This window comes from Bradyrhizobium sp. CCBAU 11386, from assembly GCF_028128955.1.
GTDB lineage: Bacteria > Pseudomonadota > Alphaproteobacteria > Rhizobiales > Xanthobacteraceae > Bradyrhizobium.
The window spans coordinates 195,693-218,077 of record NZ_LBKA01000257.1; the positions used below are offsets into that span (position 1 = coordinate 195,693).

Sequence of the window (22,385 nt, forward strand, 5' to 3'; positions counted from 1 at the left end):
TGCCGGGCTTGACCCGGCAATCCATCAAAATGGAACTCTTTAGGGAGATGGATGCGCGGGTCAAGCCCGCGCATGACGACTTAATTTGAGGCGTCCGCTGACTATATGGTGCACATGCGTCCGCAAGACATCCTGTTGCCAGCTGCTGCCGGCCTGTGCTGCAAGCCCGGCGGCTTCCACATCGATCCTGTGCGCCCGGTCGAGCGGGCCGTGATTACCCACGGCCATTCCGACCATGCCCGCGCCGGCCATGGCGCGGTGTTGGCGACGCAGGAAACGCTGGACATGATGCGGCTGCGCTATGGCGAGAATTTTGCCGGCTCGACGCAAGCGATCCGCTATGGCGAGGAGATCCGGCTCGGCGATGTCAGCGTGAAATTCCACCCGGCCGGCCATGTGCTGGGCTCCGCCCAGATCGCGGTGACATGCAAGGACACCTGCATCGTCGCCTCCGGCGACTACAAGGACGCGCGCGATCCGACCTGCACGCCGTTCGAGCTGGTATCCTGCGACGTCTTCATCACCGAGGCGACGTTCGGCCTGCCGGTGTTTCGCCATGGCGATGCGGCCGATGAAGTGAAGAAGCTGCTCGCCTCGGTCGCGCTGTTTCCCGAGCGCGCGCATCTCGTCGGCGCCTATTCGCTCGGCAAGGCGCAGCGCGTGATCGCGCTGCTGCGGCAAGCCGGCTATGACGCGCCGATCTATCTGCATGGCGCCATGGAGAAGATCACCGAGTACTATCAGAGCCGCGGGATCGCGCTCGGCGATCTCAGGCCGGTGATGGGCGTGAAGAAGGCGGCTCTCGCCGGCACCATCACGCTGGCGCCGCCGTCGGCGACATCCGATCTCTGGACGCGCCGTTTTCCCGATCCCGTCACCGCCTTCGCGTCAGGATGGATGCGCGTGCGCGCCCGCGCGCGGCAGCGCGGCGTCGAATTGCCGCTCGTGATTTCCGACCACGCCGACTGGGACGGCCTCACCACCACGATCGCGGCGACCGGCGCCGGCGAGATCTGGGTCACCCACGGCCAGGAAGATGCGCTGGTACATTGGTGCAAGTCGCGGGGCCTGCGGGCGCAGCCGCTCGATCTGGTCGGCTATGGCGACGAGGAGGAGAGCGAGACGCTGCTTCAAAACGAGGCCGAAGCATGAACCGCTTCGCCGAACTTCTGGACCGTCTCGCCTACGAGCCCGGCCGCAACAACAAGCTGCGGCTGATCACCGGCTATTTCCGCGAGGTCGGCGATCCCGACCGCGGCTATGCACTCGCGGCGCTGACCGGCGCGCTCAGCTTCAAGCACGCCAAGCCGGCGCTGATCCGCGACCTGATCGCGTCGCGCACCGATCCGGTGCTGTTTGGACTGTCGTACGACTATGTCGGCGATCTCTCGGAGACGGTGGCGCTGATGTGGCCGAAGCGCGCGGGAGATGGCGGGCAGTCTTTTCCGGGCCACCCCTCTCCCCCGCCCTCCCCCGCAAGGGGGGAGGGAGCGCAGCGGAACGCGGCGCTGTCAGCGAGCACAACAACTAATAGCGATTCCCAAAGTGATGGAGGCACGAGCCTCTCCGTTCCCTCCCCCCTTGCGGGGGAGGGTCAGGGAGGGGGGTACCGCGGGCGAGATGCCAGCGATGCGCTCCACCCAAGCAACCACAACAACCCGCCGCCGCCGACCCTCACCGAAGTCGTCACCACGCTGCGCACGCTCGGCAAGACCGAGCTGCCGAAGCAGCTCGAACGCTGGCTCGACGAGCTCGACGAGACCGGCCGCTGGGCGCTGCTGAAGCTCGTCACTGGCGCGCTTCGCATCGGCATTTCCGCGCGGCTGGCGAAGACCGCCGCGGCGGCGCTCGGCGACAAGGACCCGCATGAGGTCGAGCTGATCTGGCCGGGGCTCGCGCCACCCTATCTCGACCTGTTCGCCTGGCTGGAAGGCCGCAGCGAGAAGCCGGTCAATCGCGATCCCGCGCCGTTCCGCCCGGTGATGCTCGCGCATGCGATCGAGGACAGCGATTTCGCCGCACTCGACCCCGCCGACTACATCGCCGAATGGAAATGGGACGGCATCCGCGTGCAGGCGGTGGCAGGCCGCGACGACCGCGGCCACGTCACGACGCGACTCTATTCGCGCACCGGCGAGGACATCACGGGGAGCTTTCCGGATCTCGTGCCGTCGTTGCGCCTGCCGGGCGCGATCGACGGCGAGCTTCTGATCCTGCGCGAGGGTCGCGTGCAGAGCTTCAACGTTCTCCAGCAGAGGCTCAACCGCAAGGTCGTCTCGCCGAATCTGATCAAGGAATTTCCGATCCACCTGCGCGCCTACGATTTGCTCGGCGACGATGAGAACGATTTGCGTGAATTGCCGTTCGCGGAGCGGCGCGAGCGACTTGAGACCTTCATCAGGAAACTTGGCGATCCCCGCATCGATCTGTCGCCCACCGTGCCCTTCGCAAGCTGGGAGGCGCTGACCGCCGCGCGCGCCGCCCCTGCAAGCGCCGGCGCCGGCGAGGATGCCGACGCCGTCGAGGGCGTGATGCTGAAGCGGCGCGATGCGCCTTATTTGCCTGGACGGCCGAAGGGACAATGGTGGAAGTGGAAGCGCGACCCGCACATCATCGATGCCGTGCTGATGTATGCGCAGCGCGGCCACGGCAAGCGCTCGTCCTATTATTCCGACTACACGTTTGGCGTCTGGACCGAAGGTGAGACCGGCGACGAGCTGGTGCCGGTCGGCAAGGCCTATTTCGGCTTCACCGACGAGGAGCTCTTGCAGATCGACCGCTTCGTCCGCCGCAACACCACCGAAAAGTTCGGCCCCGTGCGCCATGTCGTGCACGAGGGTGACAAGGGGCTGGTGCTGGAGGTCGCGTTCGAAGGCCTGCAGCGCTCGCCGCGGCACAAATCCGGCGTCGCCATGCGTTTCCCCCGCATCAGCCGCTTACGCTGGGACAAGCCGCCGCGGGAGGCCGACCGGCTGGAAACGCTGGAGAAGATGTTGAAAGCGGAAGCAGTCGAAGTGGAGGCGTGAACCCGGCGCTCGGGACGATGCTTCGCATCGCCCGGGACGCGCCGACCTCTCCCGCAAGCGGGAGAGGTGACCGATCCGGGATTAAAATCCCGTAAGCCGATTGACGCCCCGTTGCGGGTTCCCCATGTGCCTCGCGATGCCGTATAATGGGGTCGAATCCCCGAGGAGTTTCCAGATGGTCCAAGACGTCAGAGATTTGCCGGCCGGCCGCAGTGATGGCCTGAACCGCTTTCTCGGCGGCTCGCCGCTGGCGGTCGCGTTTCGCCTGGTCCTGCTCTCGATCCTGGTGGGCGTCGTGCTGGCGGCGATCGGCTTCGATCCCTGGAACATCATCCACAGCATTCGCCTGTTGTTCCAGCGGCTGTGGGATCTCGGCTTCGATACCATCAACTGGCTGTGGCGCTACTTCCTGCTCGGCGCGGTCATCGTGATCCCGATCTGGCTGCTGTCGCGCGTCTTCGGCGCGCCGCGCCGCTAAGTCCGGGTCAAGCTCAGGGAGCCCGCAGCCGATGCAACTGCGCTTTGTCGGCTGCGGCGACGCCTTCGGCTCGGGCGGCAGGCTCAACACCTGCTTCCACGTGGCGGGGCGCGAAACCAATTTCCTTATCGATTGCGGCGCGTCGGCTTTGCCGGCGCTGAAGCGACTCGAGATCGATCGGAACGACATCGATCTGATCCTGATCACGCATTTCCACGGCGACCATTTTGCCGGCCTGCCGTTTGTCCTGCTCGACGCGCAGTTCTCGCGGCGGACGCGACCGCTGACGATCGCGGGCCCGCAAGGCATCGAGACGCGGCTGCGTCAGGTGATGGAGGTTTTGTTCGAGCATTCGTCGAAGACCAGGCAGCGATTCGAGCTCGCCGTCGTCGAACTCGCGCCCGAGCAAAGGCGCAACTTCGGCGCGGTGACGGTGACGCCCTACCCGGTCGTGCACGGCGAATCCGGCGGCCCGTTCCTGGCCTACCGTATCGAGACCGAGGGCCGCACGCTCGCCTACAGCGCCGACACCGAATGGACGGAGACGCTCATTCCGCTGGCGCATGGCGCGGACCTTTTCATTGCGGAAGCCTATATGTACGAGAAGGTGGTCAAGAACCATCTCAGCCTGAAGACCTTGGAACAGCATTTGCCGGCAATCGGCGCAAAACGCCTCGTCCTCACCCACATGAGCGACGACATGCTGTCGCGCCTCGTCGATATCGAGCATCTCGCCGCCGAAGACGGCATGGTGCTCGTGTTCTGACATGCACGCGCCCGTTCCCCTCAAGATCGGATCCCGCCAGGTCTTCGCCATCGCGGGTCCGGCGATGGTCGCGAACCTCACCACGCCGCTGATCGGCGTGGTCTCGACCACGGCGATCGGGCGGCTGGACGATGCCACGCTGCTCGGCGGCGTGGCGATGGCCTCCGTCATCTTCGACTGCCTGTTCTGGCTGTTCGGCTTCCTGCGCATGAGCACGCTCGCCTTCACCGCGCAGGCCCTGGGCGCCGGCGAGACGCGCGAGCTGACCGCGATCCTGATGCGCGGCTTCATCGTCGCGGGCCTGATCGGGGCTGCGCTGATCGCGCTGCAGCTGCCGCTGGCGGCCGCCCTGTTCGACCTGATGGGCGGCAGCGAGGGCGTCACGCGCGCCGCCAAGACCTATTTCATGATCAGAGTCTGGTCGTCGCCGCTGGCCTTCGCCAACTACGTCATCCTCGGCTGGCTGGTGGGACAGGCCCGCGCCAATCCGGCGCTGCTGCTTCAGATCGTCATCAACCTCATCAACATGGTGGCGACGATCCTGCTCGTGCTGGTCTACGACACCGGCATTGCCGGCGCTGCGATCGCCGCGCTGCTCTCGGAGACGGTCGGCTTCGTGCTCGGCGTGATCGTCTGCCGCCGCCATGCGGACGGCGGCTTTGCCATTCCCCGCGCCACGTTGTTCGACCGGGCCAAGCTGATGCGGATGCTGGCGGTGAACTCCGACATCATGATCCGCACCGCGGCGCTGATCGCCGTGTTCCTGTTCTTCACCGCCAAGGGCGCGCGCGCCGGCGACGTCACGCTGGCCGCGAACTCCGTGCTCAACAATTTCCTGCTGGTCAGCGCGTTCTTCCTCGACGGCCTTGCCAACGCGGCCCAGCAGCTCTGCGGCCGCACCTTTGGCGCACGCGATGCAAGAGGTTTTTCGGATTCGACCCGGCTGGTGCTCGCGTGGGGGCTCGGATTCGCGCTGGTGGTCGCGGTGCTGTTCGCGCTGTTCGGAACGGCGCTGATCAATGTCATGACCGCGAGCGAAGACGTCCGGCGTGCCGCGCGCGACTTCCTGCCGTTCATCGTGCTGGCGCCCGTGCCGGGCGTGTTCGCCTTCGGCTTCGACGGCATCTATGTCGGCGCGACCTGGGCGCGCGAGATGCGCAATCTCATGCTGGCCTCGCTGGCGATCTTCCTCATCACCTGGTGGGCGCTGCAATCCCTCGGCAATGCCGGGCTATGGTGCGCGCTAATCGCGTTCTATGTCGCCCGCGGCGGCTTGCAGGGCGCGCGTTACCCGGCGCTGTATGGGGCGACGTTTCCGAAATCCTGACGATCGTGTCCCGGACGCGGCGCGGCATGAAATGACGCGACGCAGAGCCGGGACCCGGCGGCAGTAGGCCCGGATCAGCAGCGCACCACGCCTATCTGGACGATGCTTCGCATCGCCAGGGGCGCGCTGCGCTGCATCCGGGGCACGAGACTGCTTTACATCCCCGGCCAGTCTTCCGCCGTCAGCGTCGCGGCATCCGCGCCGACGATGTCGGAGAGCGAATCCCGGCCCGTGCGCAGCAAGGTCGAGGTGAGGTCGCGCTTGATCTCCTCGACAAGGCCGAGGCCCTTGTAGACCAGCGACGAATAGAGCTGGATCAGGCTCGCGCCGGCGCGGATTTTCGTCAGCGCGGCGCCGCCGGAATCGACGCCGCCGACGCCGACCAGCGGGAACGCGCCTTCGACGCGCACATAGGTCTCGGCGACCATGCGCGTCGACAGGCGGAACAGCGGCCGGCCCGACAGGCCGCCCTGCTCCTTCGCCCGCATCTGCTCGCGCAGCGTGCTCGGCCGCGCGATCGTCGTGTTCGACACGATCATGCCGTCGACCCGGCGCGAGCGCGCGACCTGCACGACGTCGTCGAGCTGGGCAAGGCTCAAATCCGGTGCGATCTTCAGCAGCACCGGCGTGTCGCCGGCCTTCTGGCGCACCCGCTCGCGCGCGTCGATCACCCTTGCGAGGAGGTCGTCGAGCAGCGCGCCTTCCTGCAGATTGCGCAGGCCCGGCGTGTTCGGCGAGGAGACGTTGATCGTGAAATAGCTGGCGACCGGCGCAAAGGCCTCGATCAGCTTGACGTAATCCGCGACGCGGTCCGGCGAATCCTTGTTGGCGCCGATATTGACGCCGACTATGCCGCCGTGCTGCGCGCGCGCGGCGAGCCGGCGTAGCGCGACATCCGCGCCGTCATTGTTGAAGCCCATGCGGTTGATGACGGCCTCGTCGCGCTCGAGCCGGAACAGCCGCGGCCGCGGATTGCCGCTTTGCGGCTTCGGCGTCACCGAGCCGATCTCGACGAAGCCGAAGCCGAGGCGCAGCAGCGCATCCGGCACCTCCGCGCTCTTGTCGAAGCCCGCGGCCATGCCGATCGGATTGGGAAAGTTGAGCCCGAAGGCGCGCACCGCGAGCTTGGGATCGTCAGCGCGCGGCTTGACCGGCGGCAGGAAGCGCAGGCCCTGGATCGCCAGGCGATGCGCATCCTCCGGATCGAGCCAGCGCAGCACCGGCAGCGAAAGAGCATCGAAAGCGCGGATCACGGGGCAAGCTCCGGCACGTCGTGGCCGCCGTCCGAGCGCATGTTGAGGCTCGCCACCGAGATGACCGCGCCGAAATCGAGCTCGCCATAGAGATGCGGAAACAGCTCGTCATTGCGCGAGCGCTCCCAGCGCAATTCGCTGCCGAGCGCATCGCCGTCGACCTCGACCAGGAACAGCGCGCGCTGCCCGAAATAATGCTTGCGCAAGGTCTCGGGAACCTGGGCGGCCGTCGAGAAATGGATGAAACCGTCGCGCGCGTCGTCCGCGCTGCCGCGGTACACGCCCTGCCGTTCCGCCTCGCGCCAGGCCGAGGCCGGACAGATTTTGTAGATCTTGACCACCTGATGTGGAGCCCTGTTTGCCCTTTGAGTCAGCTCTTTGAGTCTCTTGGGGCTTTTCGTCTCTTGCGGGTCTCAAAACCCGGCGCGACCGTAAAGGCGGCCCCTTCCGAACTCAAGACTTAGAGCCTATTCCGTTCCGATGAAATCGGAACGGGGTCTAAATTATTGTTTTGACGCGCTTTCTTGACGCGAACCGGCATCCACCTTCGCTTGAAAACGCTTCCCCCGCCGCCTCTTGCGCGAAAATCGGAAAACCGGTTGATTTGAGGACAGTTTTCCTGAGTTGCGACGGGCTGGACCTTCCATGGTCAGGCAGGCCAAAGCGCAGAGGATACTGACTCACGACCAGATCTGGGTCGCGCTGGATCGGCTGGCGGCGCGCGCCGGGCTGTCTCCGTCGGGCCTTGCCAAGCGGGCCGGGCTCGACCCCACCACTTTCAACAGGTCCAAGCGCATCACCTCGGACGGCCGCAAGCGCTGGCCCTCGACCGAATCGATCGCGAAAGCGCTGACAGCGACCGGCGCCTCGATCGACACCTTTGCAAGACTGATCGACGACGACGCAGGCGACAGCCGCTCGGTGCCGCTGCTCGGCTTCGCACAGGCCGGCGCGAGCGGCGCTTTCGACGAGGCCGGCCTTCCGTCCGGCAAGGGCTGGACAGAAATCGCGCTTCCCACCGCCGAGGACAGCCACACTTTTGCGCTGGAGATTTCCGGCGATGCGCTGGCGCCGACCTATCGCGCCGGCGACATCATCCTGGTCTCGCCGGGCGCGCCGATCCGCAAGGGCGATCGCGTGGTGGTGAAGACCAAGGCGGGTGAGATGACGATCGCAACCTTGAAGCGCCGCACGGCAAAGGCGGTGGAATTGCAGCCGCTCGATGCCTCGCAAGCCGAGCGGACGATGACGGTGAGCGACGTCGGCTGGATCGCGCGAATCGTGTGGGCGCGGCAATAGGTTCGCGGCGCGATCGCCGTTGCGACTCACCGCGGCCCTCGCCTAGGTTGTGCCGATAATTGCCAGCCCAATTCATGTCAGGGGGAATATGATGAATCGCCGTCACGCATTGAAGGCCCTGGCGGGTCTCGCGCTTTGCCCGGTCTGCAAGCCAGCCTTCGCCGCCGAAGGCGTGCATTGGAGCTATGAAGGCGCGGGTGCTCCTGCCAATTGGGGCGATCTCGACGCGGCCAACAAGGCCTGCGCGGTCGGCCTGCAACAATCGCCGATCGACATCGAGGCGACGATCAAGTCGCAATTGCCGATGCTGAAGCTGAACTGGGGCAAGAGCGCCGACACCATCGTCAACAACGGGCACACAATCCAGCTCAACTTCGCCGAAGGCAGCACCTTGATGCTCGGCGACGTCAAGTACAAGCTGCTCCAGGTCCACTTCCACCGGCCGAGCGAGCACATGATCGGCGGCAAGAACTTTCCGATGGAGGCGCATTTCGTCCATCGCAACGATGCCGGCGGTCTCGCCGTGGTCGGCGTGCTGATGGCCGAGGGCAAGCCGAACGCAGCCTTCGGCAAGATCGTCAAGACCATGCCCGCGGCGGAAGGCCCCGCGGTGAAGGCCGATGCGAGCATCGATCCTCACGCCATGCTGCCGTTGAAGCTCAGCTACTTCCGCTATCCCGGTTCGCTGACGACGCCGCCCTGCTCGGAAGTGGTCGAATGGCTGCTGCTGACCACCCCGATCCAGGTCGCGGCCGCCGACGTCGCCGCCTTCGCAAAGCTCTATCCGATGAACGCGCGCCCGGTGCAGAAGGACAACCGCCGCTACGTGCTGCGCTCGATCTGATCGGCAGCGCTTCCGATGTCCGGTCCGGCCTCCACAACGACCTCGTAGTTGGCGGCCGCGGCATCGAAGCTCGTCAGCACGGCCTGCGCGTCGGGATCGACGATGGCTTTGCCCGGATCTGGCCCCGTGAAGGCGCCGATGCTGTCGAGATCCTGCCACAGCGTCAGCGCCAGCACTTCGGTGCCGCCCTCGACGTCGCGGCGAAGCAGCGAGGCGCCGGCGAAGCCGTCGATGGCCTGGAGGTGCGGCACCACCCGGGTTGCAAAGTGATGCTGATAAAGGGCGGCCTTGTCGCGCGTGGCCGCCGCACGCCAGATGCGAGCGATCATCTTTCTCTCCGGAACTTGCAAGGTCGAGTCTTGCGGAACACCCCCGGCGCCGTATTGGCCGAAATTGCGGCAACGCTCCCATCCCGATTTTGCCTCTCGTCCAGGACCGCCCGTCGCGTCATGATGTGCGAGAGACGGAGCACACGGACCGACGATGGCGCGGCGGCACACTGGCAACCACACGAGCTATTGGCACAGCCGCCGGATTCCCGGCATGAGCCTGCTGCGCGCCGATTTCCGTCACCACGACTACGGTTCGCACACCCATGATGCCTATGTGATCGCGGTGACGGAGTCCGGCGGCGCCGAAATCCGCAACCGCAATGTCGTGCGAAAAGTCGGCGCCGCCACGCTGTTCGTCTCCAATCCGGACGAGCGGCAGTCGGCACGGATGGGCGATAGCGGACGATGGCGCTATCGCGCCTTCTATCTCGCGTGGCCTGCAATCGACGACCTCGCGCGGCGCTTCAGCACGAACACCCTGCCCCATCTCCAGGAAAGCATGCTCGACGACGACGATCTGATCGGGCGCTTCGACCGGCTGCACCGGGTGCTGGAAACCGAACAGGACGACCTTTTGGCCGATGAGCTCGTCGCCGATGCCTTCGGCCGTCTGTTCGAGCGCTACGGTGACGGACGCCGCACCAAAATCCCTGTCGGCCGCGACGCCGTCGTGACGCGGTTGATCGCCCTGATGCGGGAGCGCCATGCCGAAAATCTGAGCCTGGACCAGCTTGCGGGCCTCGCAGGCCTCACCAGTTTCCAGCTGATCGGGCTGTTCAAGCGCACGGTTGGCCTCACCCCGCACGCCTATCTCGTTCACATCAGGCTCAACGCGGCCTGCCGTTTCTTGAGGCGCGGCCATTCGCTGGCCGACAGCGCGCTGGCGGCGGGATTCTGCGACCAGGCCGCACTCAACAAGCATTTCAGGCGCTGCTACGGCATCACGCCCCTGCAGTTTGCGCGGGCCGCGCGGGCGGGCTGACGGCCGCAATTTCGGCCAATACTGCCGGGGAACACGCGCCCTACTGCGATACTCCAGAGGTTCTGCGCGGCGGGCGCCGTGCCGATTCCTGGCCTGACCGAGAAAGCGAAATGACCACACCGGCGAAACCAAGACTCCCCGCTTTCGATCCGGAGGACGTCGGCGAGAGCAATTTCACCAGCTATCCGCAGCTGCACCGGGCCGCCAACCAGATGCGCTACAACCGCCGGCTCGGCGAGCATGCGGGGCTGAAGAATTTCGGCGTCAACCTGACCCGGATCATTCCGGGCGGGCAATCCTCGTACCGTCACGCGCATTCGCGCCAGGACGAGTTCGTCTTCGTGATCGAGGGCGAAGTGGTGCTCGAGACCAATTCCGGCGCGCAGGTGCTGACGACGGGAATGTGCGCCGGCTTCCCCGCGGGCAGCGGCGATGCGCACCGCTTCGTCAATCGCACCACGCGCGACGTCAGGCTGCTCGTGATCGGCGACCGCACACCGGACGACGTGATCAGCTATCCCGACGTCGACATGCACGCCGTGCTCGGGCCAGATGGCGTCTACAAATTCACGACCAAGGCGGGCGAGCCGCTTTAGGGCTGCGCCTCTACACCTGCTTACGCGCTCCGCGCCAGCGCGCCGTCGATCATGTTGACCGCGTTCTGCACGCCGTACACCGCGACGAAGGAGCCGAAGCGCGGGCCCTTCTCCTGTCCGAGCAGCACCTGGTAGAGCATGTTGAACCAGTCGAGCGTCACGCCCGGACGGCCGTCCTTGCCCTTCTTGACCTGGTCGAGGAACGGCTCGCGGCGGCCGATCTCGTAGACGACGTTCTGGATCTCCTCGGCCGAGGATTCCTGCGGAAGCTGCGACAGCGCATCGCGCAGATCCTGCAATGCAGCGCGCTCGCCGTCGGTGGGGTCGCGGAACTGCTTCGTCGGGGCCACGAAGTCGCGATAATAGTTGATGGCGTAGCCGACCATCGCATCCAGCTTGGGATGCGTCTGCGGGCTCACGCCGGGGCGATAGCGGCCGATGAAGCCCCACAGAGTCTCGGCGTTCTCAGCGTTCGACGACGACACCAGCGTCAAGAGGAGCTGGAAGGTGACGGGCATGTCGCCCTTCGGCGGATTGCCGTTGTGGATGTGCCAGACCGGATTGCCGAGCTGCTGCTTGCCATCCTGCTTGGCGAAGCCGTCGATGAACTGCTGGTAGTCGTCGACATTGCGCGGGATGACGTCGAAATACAGCCGCTTGGCCGCCTTGGGCTCGCGATACATGAACAGTGACAGCGATTCCGGCGAGGCATAGCGCAGCCATTCGTCGATGGTGAGGCCGTTGCCCTTCGACTTCGAGATCTTCTGGCCCTTCTCGTCGAGGAAGAGCTCGTAGTTGAAGCCCTCGGGCGGCGTGGCGCCGAGCGCCCTGGCGATCGCGCCCGACAGCTTCACGGAATCGATCAGGTCCTTGCCGGCCATCTCATAGTCGACGCCGAGCGCGACCCAGCGCATCGCCCAGTCGGCCTTCCACTGGCACTTGACGTTGCCGCCGGTGACGGGCGTCTCGACCTCTTCGCCGCTGTCGGGATCGACATAGGTCACGGTGCCGGCCGCGACGTCGCGGCGGATCATCGGCACCTGGAGCACGATTCCGGTGGTCTTGCTGATGGGCAGGAACGGCGAATAGGTCGCGCGGCGGTCCGGCCCCAGCGTCGGCAGGATGATCGCCATCACCTTGTCATAGGCGGCAAGCATCTTCAGCAGCGTCGCGTCGAAACGGCCGGACGTATAATAGTCGGTCGAGCTCGCGAACTCGTAGTCGAAGCTGAAATGATCGAGAAAGGCGCGCAGGCGCGCGTTGTTGTGGTGCCCGAACGACGGGTACTCGTTGGAGAACGGATCCGGCACGCGCGTCAGCGGCTTGCCGAGATGCGCAGCCAGCATCTCCTTGTTGGGGACGTTGTCGGGCACTTTCCGAAACCCGTCCATGTCGTCGGAGAAGGCCAGCAGGCGCGTCTTGATCTTGTCCTCGGTGAGCACGCGGAAGGCATGGCGCACCATCGAGGTGCGCGCGACCTCGCCGAACGTGCCGATATGCGGCAGGCCCGAGGGGCCATAGCCGGTCTCGAACAGCACCTCGTCCTTCGGGCTTTTCTTCAGCCGCGCGACAATGGCCTTCGCCTGCTCGAACGGCCAGGCGTTGGATTGTTCGGCGAGCGCACGCAGGTCGCTCGGGTTCGCGGCAAGATCGATAACGGACATCAGGGGCCTCCGGGCCGCGGAAAATAGCGATTTCCGGGCAGAATGCAATTTTGTGGGCGGTATTGCCTCTCGCACCGTCATTGCGAGCGAAGCGAAGCAATCCAGACTGTCACTGCGGAAACAGTCTGGATTGCTTCGTCGCAAGGGCTCCTCGCAATGACGGCGGAGGGAGCAGCGACGCGGCTAAAACGGGCTCACCGAAAAATACCGCAGCCACAGATCGGTGTAGCGGCCTTTTTCCCAGACGCGGAACAGGGCCCAGTTGAGGGCCTGGCGCAGCACGTCGTTGCCCTTGCGCACGGCGATGCCGATGCCCTCGCCGAAGAAGCGGCTCTCGACGAAGGGGCCGCCGGAGAAGGCGCAGCAATCGCCGGAATCCGTGCCGTTGATCCAGAAGGCGAGCGAGATGGCGTCGCCGAAGATGAAGTCGACCTCGCCCTTGCGAAGTGCGGCGCGCATCGCGTCGTCGTTGGGATAGGGGTGCAGCTCGGCGTCGGTGAACATCGCCTTGAGATAGGCCTCATGCGCGGAGCCGCCGATCACGCCCACCTTCTTGCCCTCGAGATATTCCGGGCGGATCTCCGGCATCACCGCATCCTTGCGCGAGGCGAAGCGCGCCGGCACGCGGTAATAGGGATCGGAGAAGTCGACGCGGGCACGGAGCTGCGGGCTCACCGCCATCGAGGCGATGATGGCATCGCCCCGGTTCGAGGTGAGCGCGTCGACCAGCGTCTCGAAGCGGCGCATCTGCACCGTGCAGGTGACCTTGATCTCCTCGCAGAGCGCGCGGGCCAGATCGACGTTGAAGCCGGCCGGATTGCCGTCGGCGCCGGTGTAGTTGAACGGCGGATAGTCGGTCTCGGTCAAGAAGCGGATCACAGTCAGGCGCGACAGGTCCGGCCGCTCCGGCCGCCGCCGCGGGTCCCAGAAGCCGGGCACCGCCTGCGGGGCCGCCTGGGGCGCCACCTGCGGGGTGGCCTGAGGCGCCGCCGGTGGCTGCTTGGCCGGGGCCTGCGCCTTCGCGCCGGGCAGGGCTGCGAACAGGCAGGCACCGACGGCCAGCCCTGTCAGCAAGCCACGGGCAGATTTGGACGATTTCGCCTGTTGCGATGGAGCCATCGGCCGGAAATGAACGAATTTCGTTGGGATCGGAGGCCTTATAGACGATCCGCCCGGGAACGCGAGCGCCGATTGCAGGCACGGTGAAGGTCAGGCGGCCGGGTCAAGCCCGGCCATGACGATGTGGAAGCAGCGGCGCCGAAACTAAGCCCTAGAGATACCGCTTCAGCTCGACCGCGGCCTCTTCCGGCGTCCGCTTCAGGTTGAACGGCGAGACGAAGCGGCCGTCGCGGTCCATCAGATAGATCAGCGCGGTGTGGTCCATGGTGTAGTCGCCGTCCTTGGTCGGGACCTTCTTGGCGTAGACCCGGTAGGAGGTGATCACCTTGGCGGTCTCGGCGGGATCGCCGCTGAGGCCCGCGAGATGCGGATCGAAGCTCGACAGATAGTCCTTCATCGCCGCCGGCGTGTCCCGCTCGGGGTCGACCGAGATGAAGATGGCGTTGACCTTGTCGGCGTCCTTGCCCATCGCGCGCAGCACTTCCGAGATCTCGAACAGCGAGGTCGGGCAGACGTCGGGGCAATGGGTGTAGCCGAAGAAGATCAGGGTCGGCTTGCCCTTGAGGCTCTTGTCGGTGACGGCCTTGCCGTTCTGGTCGGTGAGCTGGAACGGGCCGCCGATCGCTGCCGGCTGCGCCACCTTGCCGACCCCGCCCATAGCCCAGAACATGATCAGCAGCCCGACGACAAGGCTTGCGGCGAAGGCGGTCGCGATCACCAGCGGGCGGGCGGCGGAGCTCATGGCGGAAGACTTCCTGTCGGGGGTCAGAAGCAGGCAATGAAGCCGGTCCTGATCATTTCGAAGAACACCTGGGTGCCGTAGTGGAACCACAGCGCCAGCGCGCCGATCACCACGACCAGGCCGCCGACACCTGTGCCTGCCAACAGCAGCACAGACGGCGTCTGGCCGGCAGTGGGCGAATTGTCCTGTAACGGATGGGCCGGGTGCACTGGTTGAGCCATGACAATGATCGGGGCGAAGGCCCCGGTTCCCGGGTTTCAGATAAGCTTCAGCCCGCCTGCGGGCAAGGCGCCGCAGGCGGGCTGAAACAAACCCGTCGTGCCGTGGATGTCAGTGCAGGAGCTGGCCCCGCGCGGACTCGAGCTGCTCCGATTGCGGGAGAGACCGGCGCGTCGGCTTGATCGCCGAGGCCTGTGCGTCCATGTAGCAGGGCTTGTACATGGCCTGAAGCTGCTTGCCCCTCAGGAAAAGCATGTGCGGGGTCAGGCCGCCGCGCTGGTTGATCCAGCGCCTCACCTGCGAGGGGTACATCGCATAGAGCATCTGGGTTGCTTCGGAATTGGTGACGGCGCGGCCATTGACGCCGAAATCCCAGGCGGCGTGGAACCCCAGCGTCGCGCTCGAGGTCACGCAGATGCGGTCGTGCGGGATGGCGCCGAGGACGATGGTGCAGGCGGAGGCGCAGAGGCCGTCGATGATGACGGTTTCGCCGGATTGCCGCAGGTCCTGATATTTGTCGACGTAGGTTCCGATCCGGCCGCCGCGGTCATCCGCGATCCGGACCACCGCGTGAGAAGCCCCCATGCAAGCGATCAGCACAACCGCCGCCAGCAACCCCGTCAGAAACTTCATTGTCCCCCGCCCCAGTCGAATTCGAATCTGCGTGTCAGGTGGTGATGCACCGCTAGCGTCCGTCGTAACCAAGGTTTTGTCTAGGCAGGCCGGCTCGCTCAAGACAAATTCAAATCCAGTGTTGCGTCCGCGCTGCACTCGGCCGGGCTCTATCCCAAGGTGGAACAAGTTAATGATGTCTTACGCGCCACACCCTTGATCTCAGTTACAACCGCTGGCTTCAATCCGGGCAACTACAGGGGGGGAACTTATGGCTGAACAGACAGACGTCATCGTTGTCGGCGCCGGACTATCGGGCCTCGTGGCCGCAACCGAGATCGCGGACGCGGGCAAGCGTGTGATCGTGGTCGACCAGGAAGGCGAGCAGTCGCTCGGCGGCCAGGCGTTCTGGTCGTTCGGCGGGCTATTCCTGGTCGATTCGCCGGAGCAGCGCCGGCTCGGCATCAAGGATTCCTTCGAGCTTGCGATGCAGGACTGGCTCGGAACCGCCGGTTTCGACCGCGACGAGGATCACTGGCCGCGCAAATGGGCCGAGGCCTATGTGGCGTTCGCGGCCGGCGAGAAGCGCGACTGGCTGCGCGCGATGGGGCATCGCATCTTCCCCGTGGTCGGCTGGGCCGAGCGTGGCGGCTATGACGCGATGGGCCACGGCAATTCGGTGCCGCGCTTCCACGTCACCTGGGGAACCGGGCCCGGCATCGTCGAGCCGTTCGAGCGCCGCGCGCGCGAGGCGATGAAGAGCGGCCGCTTGAGCTTCAAATTCCGCCACCGCGTCGACGCATTGTCCATCACCAATGGCACGGTGGATGGCGTCAGCGGCGCCGTTCTCGCGCCTGACGATGTCGAGCGCGGCAAGAGTTCCTCGCGCAATGTCATCGGGGAGTTTGCCCTGAAGGCGCAGGCCGTGATCGTCGCCTCCGGCGGCATCGGCGGCAATCACGAGCTGGTGCGGCAGAACTGGCCCAAGCGGCTCGGCGAGCCGCCAAAATTCATGATCTCCGGCGTGCCCGAACATGTTGACGGTCGCATGATCGGCATCACGGAGAAGGCGGGTGCGCGGCTGATCAACCGCGACCGCATGTGGCATTATGTCGAGGGCATCCAGAACTGGTCACCGATCTGGCCGCGCCACGGCATCCGCATCCTGCCGGGGCCCTCGTCCATGTGGTTCGACGCCACGGGCACGCGGCTGCCGGCGCCGCTGTTCCCCGGCTCCGATACGCTCGGCCAGCTCAAATACATCATGTCGACGGGCTATGATTATTCCTGGTTCATCCTGACCCAGAGCATCATCAAGAAGGAGTTCGCGCTGTCGGGTTCGGAGCAGAATCCTGACCTCACCGGCAAGAGCTGGCGCATGACGCTGCGCCGCGCCACCAACAAGGGCGCGCCGGCGCCGGTGGAAGCATTCAAAAGCCATGGTGTCGACTTCATCGTGCGCGACAAGATCGACGATCTCGTCGCGGCCATGAACAGGCTCGCCGGCAGCGACCTCCTCAGGCTCGAGCACATCAAGATGCAGATCGAGGCGCGCGACCGCGAGATCGCCAATCCCTACGTCAAGGATGCGCAGGTGATGAACATCCACAATGCGCGCCGCTATATCGGCGACAAGCTGATCCGCACCGCCTCCCCGCACCGCATCCTCGATCCCGCACACGGACCGCTGATCGCGGTCAAGCTCAACATCCTCACCCGCAAGACGCTCGGCGGCTTCGAGACCGATCTCGACTCGCGCGTGTTCGGCAGCGAGGGCAGCGTCATTCCCGGCCTCTACGCGGTCGGCGAAGCCGCGGGCTTCGGCGGCGGCGGCGTGCACGGCTATCGCTCCCTCGAAGGCACCTTCCTCGGCGGCTGCCTGTTCTCGGGCCGCAATGCGGGCCGCGCGGCGGCGAAGGCGGTGGGGTGACCGGCGAGGCAGGCGGGAGCGCGGCGACCGAGCCGCATCAGCCGCGGCGAAGCATCTCCTGCAACAAGCGTTCGGTCAGAGAGAGCTGATCGAGCCGCAGAGACAACAGCTCGTTCAGCTCGGCCATGCGTGCTCGAAGTCTCTCGGCCTCCGGCCTGTCATCGATATTTCGGAGAAAATCGCCGAGCGCCCTGAGACATTGCTGCATCGTCGCGATGCTTTGTTGCAGCGACTTGCAGCCTCTTCTGGTGTCGGCGACCAGGCTGGTTTGGCTGAGCGGGAACGCGATGACGCAATCGACCGCGCCCGCGAGCGATTCTTGCGTGATTTGATCGGCCATAGCGTTCCCTCATGCGGTAACAGCAGGGTGCTCGTCTCTCCCGGTCAGGCCGCGCGCACCGTGGTCAAGAACCGCTCGACCTCGGAGTGCAATCGCGCGCTGTCCTTTGACAGCATTTGCGCCGAGGCAAGCACCTGGGTTGAAGCGGAGCCAGTCTCCGCTGCCCCGTGCTTCACATCGCTGATGTTGGCGGCGACCTGGTCGGTGCCCTGCGCCGCCTGCTGGATGTTGCGGGCAATCTCCTGCGTGGCCGCTCCTTGCTCTTCGACTGCCGAGGCGATCGCGGATGAAATCTCCGATATCCTGCCGATTGTTCCGCTGATCTCCTTGATCGCGACAACCGACTCCTGGGTGGCGGCCTGAATGTCCGAAATCTGGTGACCAATCTCTCCGGTCGCCTTCGCTGTTTGCTCGGCCAGCGCCTTGACCTCGGACGCAACCACGGCAAAGCCGCGCCCCGCTTCGCCGGCTCGCGCCGCTTCGATCGTGGCATTCAGAGCGAGCAGATTGGTCTGCCCCGCGATCGTGTTGATGAGTTCGACGACGTCGCCGATGCGGGTGGCCGCCTGCGACAGCTTGTTGACCCGATCATTGGTCCTCTGCGCCTGCTCCACCGCCGCTCCGGCAATTCTGGCTGCGTCCTGCACCTGGCGGCTGATTTCGGTCACCGACGAACTCATCTCTTCGGTGGCGGAGGCCACCGATTGAACGTTGGTCGATGCTTCCTCGGACGCGGCAGAGACGACGCTCGAGAGCTCCTGGGTGTTCTCCGCGGTGTTGCTGAGGGTCCGGGCGGCAGCTTCAAGCTCGGTCGATGAGGACGACAGCGTCTTCACGATGTCGCCGACCGCGTCCTCGAACTGACCGGCAAGCCTGTCCATGTCGGCCTTACGCTGGGCGGCCGCACGAGCCGCCATCTGTGCCTGCTCGGCGCGCAGACGATCGGCTTCGATCATGTTTTCTTTGAACACCTGGACGGCATTGGCCATCTCGCCGACCTCATCGGTACGGCCCACGCAGGGGATCGCCGTGGAGGTGTCGCCGCCGGCCAGCTTGCCCATGGCAAAGGTCATTCCCCGGATCGGGGCGGCGATCGAGCGGGACGTGAACAATGCGATTGTCCCGCCGAGGCCGACTCCCGCGGCCAACAGGGTCCACAGGACCATCTTCAGCAGCGAGATGCTCTCCTGCACGTCCCGGGTCTCCTCGATAAGCATCCTTTTCTGATTGGACTTGATGCCTCCCGAGCGAGTGCCATCGACGCCCTTGGGCCCGTCGAGCAAGTCGAGAATCCTTGCCGCGCGCGGCGCGGCTTCGGTCACCAGCAGGTAAACCGGCGCATTCCAGTCCTGGGACGCGCGAAGCGCGAAGATCTTTTCATAGAGGGGCGCGAACTCGCTTTTCGCCTTTGCGATCTTGTCGAAGGAAGCCTGTTGCGAGGCAGTGAGCAGGTCCTTTCGAGCATTGACCCCGGCATAGCCTTTCTCAAAGGCCTCCCACGGCTTGACGAATTTTTCCTTGTCGGTCTTTTCGCCCGAGAGCAGGTACATCCGGAGCAGGGCCGTGGCAGCGGCAAAATTGCCCCGCGTATCGGCCATCGCCTTGAGCAATTTCTTCCGTTCCGGCGTGGCTTCCTGTATCTCCTCCTGATCGATCATCTTCGTGATCTCGGAGAAGATCTCGTCTGCACGCGGGCCGGTCTCGCTGACCATGAGCTTGGTCGCGGGATAGGCATCAGGGGTGAAAGCGATCGCTTCCGCCTTGTCCTGCGCCGCGCGAAATTCAGCAAGCAGCAGCTTGGCTTGCTCCCACTTTTGCCTGTTCTCGGGATTGGTGAATTGCGCCGCCTGCTCGTCGAACGCGGCTGCTGTCCTATCCATCTCCTTCCACATCGACACGCGATCGAGCTTGCCTTGCGGATTCCCGCTCAGCAAATAGCCGCGCAGGGTTGCGAGCGTGGAATAGAGATTGCCGATCAGCTCGGTGCTCGCCAGCGCGACCGGCGTGCGCAGGTTCGTCATGCGATTGACCGTCGTTGAGATGCGCCCGACCTCGAACATGGTGTAGCCGGCGGAAAGCGCGATGATGGCGCAGACTGCAGCAAATCCGGCGATCAACCGGCTACCGATACGAAGTTTGAAATAAGAAGACATTGGCAAACACCCCAAAGCTATGGCCGCTAGGGCCTAAGACGTCGCATGAAAATCCCCGCACGGACGATGCCGCAGACGGATACGATCGTTTGAAATGACCTGATCAGGCGATACCCCACCATTCCGAGCGCGGCAGCATTGGCGCGCCCGGTCGGCAACGATCCCGGATAGATCGAAGCGCGCCGCTTCAGCAATCGCGGCGATGATGCAGCGCCCCATTACCCCGCCACTACCATCAGTTTCACGCCATGCCGATTCAGACTTTGACGTGTTCGCCCACGATGGCCAAAATTGCTTATTGCGACATTAAGAAAAATTTGTCCGCGAGGTCCTCTCAACGCGCAAAAATTGTTCGCTACTTTTGCTGCCGGAATCAAAGTGCGAGGCCTTGCCAGGATCTTTTTGCCTCTCAATCGACAGAACGATGCACCAACGCCAAGACTGGTCAAAGCGGACCCGATCGCACTTCGATCTGCGCAAAAAATCGATGGCGGCTACGATTGGCCCTTGGCGATTATCTTGGCCTCACGCCAGGCTTCCCCGCTCCGAAGATGAACTCGATGCCCGCAGACGAGAGCGTGTCGCAAAGAGTCGTCAATGTCTCGTCGGGCAGTCGCAAGAGACCGTGCTGCTCCTCAAGCCGACGAATCACGGCAGCAGAAATCCCGGTTCGCGCGGCGAGCTGTTTCACCGACCAGTTCAGCATGCCGCGGGCCGCGCGCAATTGCGCACCCGTCAACCTCGACGTCGCTGCGTGTTGGACCGAGAGTCGCTCCTGGTGCACATCCGTGGAGATTCCCAACCACTCCCGAATGCTGCCATCCGCATCCGTGACCGGCACAGCCCTGCAATGATACCAGCGGTAAGAGCCATCGGACTGGCGCAGCCGATGCTCGACGTCGTAGGGCTGCCCCGTTTCGGCGGCAGCCGCCCAGATCCGCAAGGCCGCTTCGCGCTCCTCTTCGGGCAGCAGATCGACCCAGCCCTTGCCGAAGAATCGGTGCGCGTCCGGGTTGTTCTCCTCATTCAAGAGCGCGGTGATCCGGCCGTCCTGACTGCCGACCCACAGCAATCCGCCTGCGAGCTGCGACAGCGCTGCGTAGCGACCCGCCTCTATCTTGAGAGGCTGCAGCGATCTGCGTTGTTCGGTGGTGTCGATCGCGACGCCGAGCACACATTCCGGCTCGCCGGCGGGGTTCAGAAATGTCTCGGACTGGATACGGATCCAGCGCAGTGCGCGATTCGGCCGGATGATACGAAACTCGCCGTCGAGCAGAGATCGGTCGAAGGCCAATTCGCGCGGATCGCGCTGCGGCCGGCGATCCTCCGGATGAATTCGTTTCTCGATCTCAGCATAGCTGGGCGCGACGGCATGTGGATCGAGGCCCAGCAGACTGTAGAAGCCACGCGACCATTGCATCCGGCCTTCGGCATCGCAGCGCCAGACGCCAGCCTCAAATTTTTCTTCAAAAAAACGAAGTATATCCGAAGGGTCGAGGTATTTTTCCAGGTGGCGCAATTCAGCCCCCGTCGTGAAAATTAGTCCCAACTCCCAATTGCAGTCTATCTCAGTTCCGCTCGCTGGCGCAGCTCAATTCGCGATTGCTACAGATATTTATGCAATCCGGCGGGTATGTACATGCAGTTGAAGGTCGCTCTGAGATCTTGAACTTGGTTACGAGCGTCGAAGCGGCTAAACGCTACAGGTGTGATGGTGCCGATCATGGCCTGGATGATACGACCCGCCTTGCACGTTGCCCCGTTCTGGCTGGCGGCGATCTGCTGCTTCTCTCCTGCATGGGCCGACACCATCGACGTCAACGGCGTGATGCGGTCCTACACCGTGCAACTGCCGGCCAAGCGACTTGTGCCGCTGGTGGTCGTGCTGCACGGCAAGACCCAGCGCGGCGCCGACATGGTCGCGCGGACGGCGTGGCCCCAGGTCGCAAAGCGCGAAGGTTTTGCGGTGGTCTTTCCGGACGGGCTCAACCATGCCTGGGCCGATGCGAGGACGAAGGCGGGACCTGCGCTCCGTGGCCCGCCCGAAGGCACCGACGACGTCGCCTTCATCGCGAAGCTCGTCGAGAAACTGGTGGCGAACGGCACGGCCGACCCTGGCCGCGTCTATGTCGCCGGCATCTCCAATGGCGGCGCCATGGCAATGACGCTTGCTTGCGCCCGCGCCGATCTGTTTACGGCAGGTGCGAGCGTGATCATGAACCTCACCGACGAAGCCGCAGTCACGTGCCATCCGTCGCGGCCGCTGCCGATGCTGATGATGAACGGCACGGCCGACCCGCTGGTGCCCTACGAGGGCGGACGCGGATCGAGCTATTTTGCCGCAGACGGATTCTGGTCGACCGAAGAGACGTTTGCCTTCTGGCGCAAGCTCAACGGCTGCGAGACCGGTGACGCCAACGTGACCGAAATGCCCGACAGGGCACCCGCAGACCAGTCCACGGTCACGCGGATCTCCTCACGCTGTCCCAGGGGGCACGACGTCGTGCTCTATCGAGTCAACCATGGCGGCCATCGCATGCCCGGCTTCGCTCCGGATGCCCGCTTCCCCAAGGTCGCAACCAGCCTGCTCGGGTCACAGAACGGCGACATCGACGGCGCCGAGACGATCTGGACGTTCTTCAGTCAGTTTCCTTAGGGAATGCGTGCAACGCCGGCAACGCATGCGTGCCCGGCAACGCATGC

Annotated in this window: 22 protein-coding genes; 11 read left to right on the plus strand and 11 right to left on the minus strand. The window is 64.8% G+C overall.

What is annotated here, in order from left to right; all coding sequences use genetic code 11:
* Window positions 1-114 precede the first annotated feature (114 nt).
* The 5 genes from XI09_RS39075 (at window position 115) to XI09_RS39095 (ending at window position 5,597) form a co-directional block, all read left to right on the plus strand.
* Window positions 115-1,152 carry a ligase-associated DNA damage response exonuclease gene (locus tag XI09_RS39075; protein ID WP_271571660.1) on the plus strand — a complete coding sequence of 346 codons (1,038 nt, stop codon included), beginning with the start codon at window positions 115-117 and terminating at the stop codon, window positions 1,150-1,152.
* On the plus strand, window positions 1,149-3,026 hold the full coding sequence (locus XI09_RS39080) for an ATP-dependent DNA ligase (RefSeq protein WP_271571661.1): 1,878 nt from the start codon (window positions 1,149-1,151) through the stop codon (window positions 3,024-3,026). The genes XI09_RS39075 and XI09_RS39080 overlap by 4 nt, the downstream gene beginning before the upstream one ends.
* Window positions 3,027-3,201: 175 nt before the next feature.
* A complete protein-coding gene (locus XI09_RS39085) occupies window positions 3,202-3,504 on the plus strand; it encodes a DUF6460 domain-containing protein (RefSeq protein WP_027542359.1) in 303 nt (100 codons plus the stop codon).
* Between the two features lie 31 nt (window positions 3,505-3,535).
* Window positions 3,536-4,270 carry an MBL fold metallo-hydrolase gene (locus XI09_RS39090; protein WP_271571662.1) on the plus strand — a complete coding sequence of 245 codons (735 nt, stop codon included), beginning with the start codon at window positions 3,536-3,538 and terminating at the stop codon, window positions 4,268-4,270.
* A 1-nt stretch (window position 4,271) separates the two neighbouring features.
* A complete protein-coding gene (locus XI09_RS39095; protein ID WP_271571663.1) occupies window positions 4,272-5,597 on the plus strand; it encodes an MATE family efflux transporter in 1,326 nt (441 codons plus the stop codon).
* Window positions 5,598-5,752: 155 nt separating this feature from the next.
* Here the strand turns inward: XI09_RS39095 and XI09_RS39100 are convergent, their stop codons facing one another.
* Window positions 5,753-6,850, minus strand: coding sequence for a quinone-dependent dihydroorotate dehydrogenase (locus tag XI09_RS39100; RefSeq protein ID WP_271571664.1), 1,098 nt, complete (start codon window positions 6,848-6,850; stop codon window positions 5,753-5,755).
* Window positions 6,847-7,191: a DUF952 domain-containing protein gene (locus XI09_RS39105; protein WP_271571665.1), complete on the minus strand. Its 345-nt coding sequence runs from the start codon at window positions 7,189-7,191 to the stop codon at window positions 6,847-6,849. The genes XI09_RS39100 and XI09_RS39105 overlap by 4 nt, the downstream gene beginning before the upstream one ends.
* 304 nt (window positions 7,192-7,495) lie before the next feature.
* Between XI09_RS39105 and XI09_RS39110 the strand changes: the two genes are divergently transcribed.
* Window positions 7,496-8,149: a S24 family peptidase gene (locus tag XI09_RS39110; RefSeq protein ID WP_271571666.1), complete on the plus strand. Its 654-nt coding sequence runs from the start codon at window positions 7,496-7,498 to the stop codon at window positions 8,147-8,149.
* Between the two features lie 91 nt (window positions 8,150-8,240).
* Complete coding sequence (locus XI09_RS39115; RefSeq protein WP_271571708.1) at window positions 8,241-8,993, plus strand: carbonic anhydrase; 753 nt, start codon at window positions 8,241-8,243, stop codon at window positions 8,991-8,993.
* Here XI09_RS39115 and XI09_RS39120 read toward each other — a convergent pair.
* Window positions 8,972-9,322 carry an antibiotic biosynthesis monooxygenase family protein gene (locus XI09_RS39120; RefSeq protein WP_271571667.1) on the minus strand — a complete coding sequence of 117 codons (351 nt, stop codon included), beginning with the start codon at window positions 9,320-9,322 and terminating at the stop codon, window positions 8,972-8,974. The genes XI09_RS39115 and XI09_RS39120 overlap by 22 nt on opposite strands.
* A gap of 214 nt (window positions 9,323-9,536) precedes the next feature.
* On the opposite strand from XI09_RS39120, the gene XI09_RS39125 reads away from it, so the two are divergent.
* A complete protein-coding gene (locus XI09_RS39125) occupies window positions 9,537-10,307 on the plus strand; it encodes an AraC family transcriptional regulator (RefSeq protein WP_271571668.1) in 771 nt (256 codons plus the stop codon).
* 110 nt (window positions 10,308-10,417) lie between these two features.
* Window positions 10,418-10,903, plus strand: coding sequence for a cupin domain-containing protein (locus tag XI09_RS39130; RefSeq protein ID WP_092186402.1), 486 nt, complete (start codon window positions 10,418-10,420; stop codon window positions 10,901-10,903).
* Window positions 10,904-10,923: 20 nt separating this feature from the next.
* Here the strand turns inward: XI09_RS39130 and XI09_RS39135 are convergent, their stop codons facing one another.
* The 5 genes from XI09_RS39135 to XI09_RS39155 all read right to left on the minus strand — a co-directional run bounded on the left by XI09_RS39135 (window position 10,924) and on the right by XI09_RS39155 (window position 15,280).
* Complete coding sequence (locus tag XI09_RS39135; protein WP_271571669.1) at window positions 10,924-12,567, minus strand: lysine--tRNA ligase; 1,644 nt, start codon at window positions 12,565-12,567, stop codon at window positions 10,924-10,926.
* Window positions 12,568-12,750: 183 nt separating this feature from the next.
* On the minus strand, window positions 12,751-13,686 hold the full coding sequence (locus XI09_RS39140) for a transporter substrate-binding domain-containing protein (RefSeq protein WP_135176211.1): 936 nt from the start codon (window positions 13,684-13,686) through the stop codon (window positions 12,751-12,753).
* A 151-nt stretch (window positions 13,687-13,837) separates the two neighbouring features.
* Window positions 13,838-14,428: an SCO family protein gene (locus XI09_RS39145; RefSeq protein ID WP_271571670.1), complete on the minus strand. Its 591-nt coding sequence runs from the start codon at window positions 14,426-14,428 to the stop codon at window positions 13,838-13,840.
* 23 nt (window positions 14,429-14,451) lie between these two features.
* A complete protein-coding gene (locus tag XI09_RS39150; protein ID WP_271571671.1) occupies window positions 14,452-14,649 on the minus strand; it encodes a hypothetical protein in 198 nt (65 codons plus the stop codon).
* Window positions 14,650-14,758: 109 nt separating this feature from the next.
* Window positions 14,759-15,280 (minus strand): hypothetical protein, encoded by a 522-nt coding sequence (locus XI09_RS39155; protein WP_271571672.1) that lies wholly within the window; start codon window positions 15,278-15,280, stop codon window positions 14,759-14,761.
* A gap of 250 nt (window positions 15,281-15,530) precedes the next feature.
* Here XI09_RS39155 and XI09_RS39160 point away from each other — a divergent pair, with 250 nt between their 5' ends.
* Entirely contained in the window at window positions 15,531-17,189 is a 1,659-nt protein-coding gene (locus tag XI09_RS39160) for an FAD-binding dehydrogenase (RefSeq protein ID WP_271571673.1), read from the plus strand.
* Between the two features lie 37 nt (window positions 17,190-17,226).
* On the opposite strand, the gene XI09_RS39165 is transcribed toward XI09_RS39160, so the two are convergent.
* The 3 genes from XI09_RS39165 to XI09_RS39175 form a co-directional block, all read right to left on the minus strand.
* On the minus strand, window positions 17,227-17,529 hold the full coding sequence (locus tag XI09_RS39165) for a hypothetical protein (protein ID WP_271571674.1): 303 nt from the start codon (window positions 17,527-17,529) through the stop codon (window positions 17,227-17,229).
* 44 nt (window positions 17,530-17,573) lie between these two features.
* Window positions 17,574-19,682, minus strand: coding sequence for a HAMP domain-containing methyl-accepting chemotaxis protein (locus tag XI09_RS39170; protein WP_271571675.1), 2,109 nt, complete (start codon window positions 19,680-19,682; stop codon window positions 17,574-17,576).
* Between the two features lie 514 nt (window positions 19,683-20,196).
* A complete protein-coding gene (locus XI09_RS39175; RefSeq protein WP_271571676.1) occupies window positions 20,197-21,201 on the minus strand; it encodes a PAS domain-containing protein in 1,005 nt (334 codons plus the stop codon).
* Window positions 21,202-21,414: 213 nt separating this feature from the next.
* On the opposite strand from XI09_RS39175, the gene XI09_RS39180 reads away from it, so the two are divergent.
* Complete coding sequence (locus tag XI09_RS39180) at window positions 21,415-22,338, plus strand: alpha/beta hydrolase family esterase (protein WP_271571709.1); 924 nt, start codon at window positions 21,415-21,417, stop codon at window positions 22,336-22,338.
* Window positions 22,339-22,385: the final 47 nt, after the last annotated feature.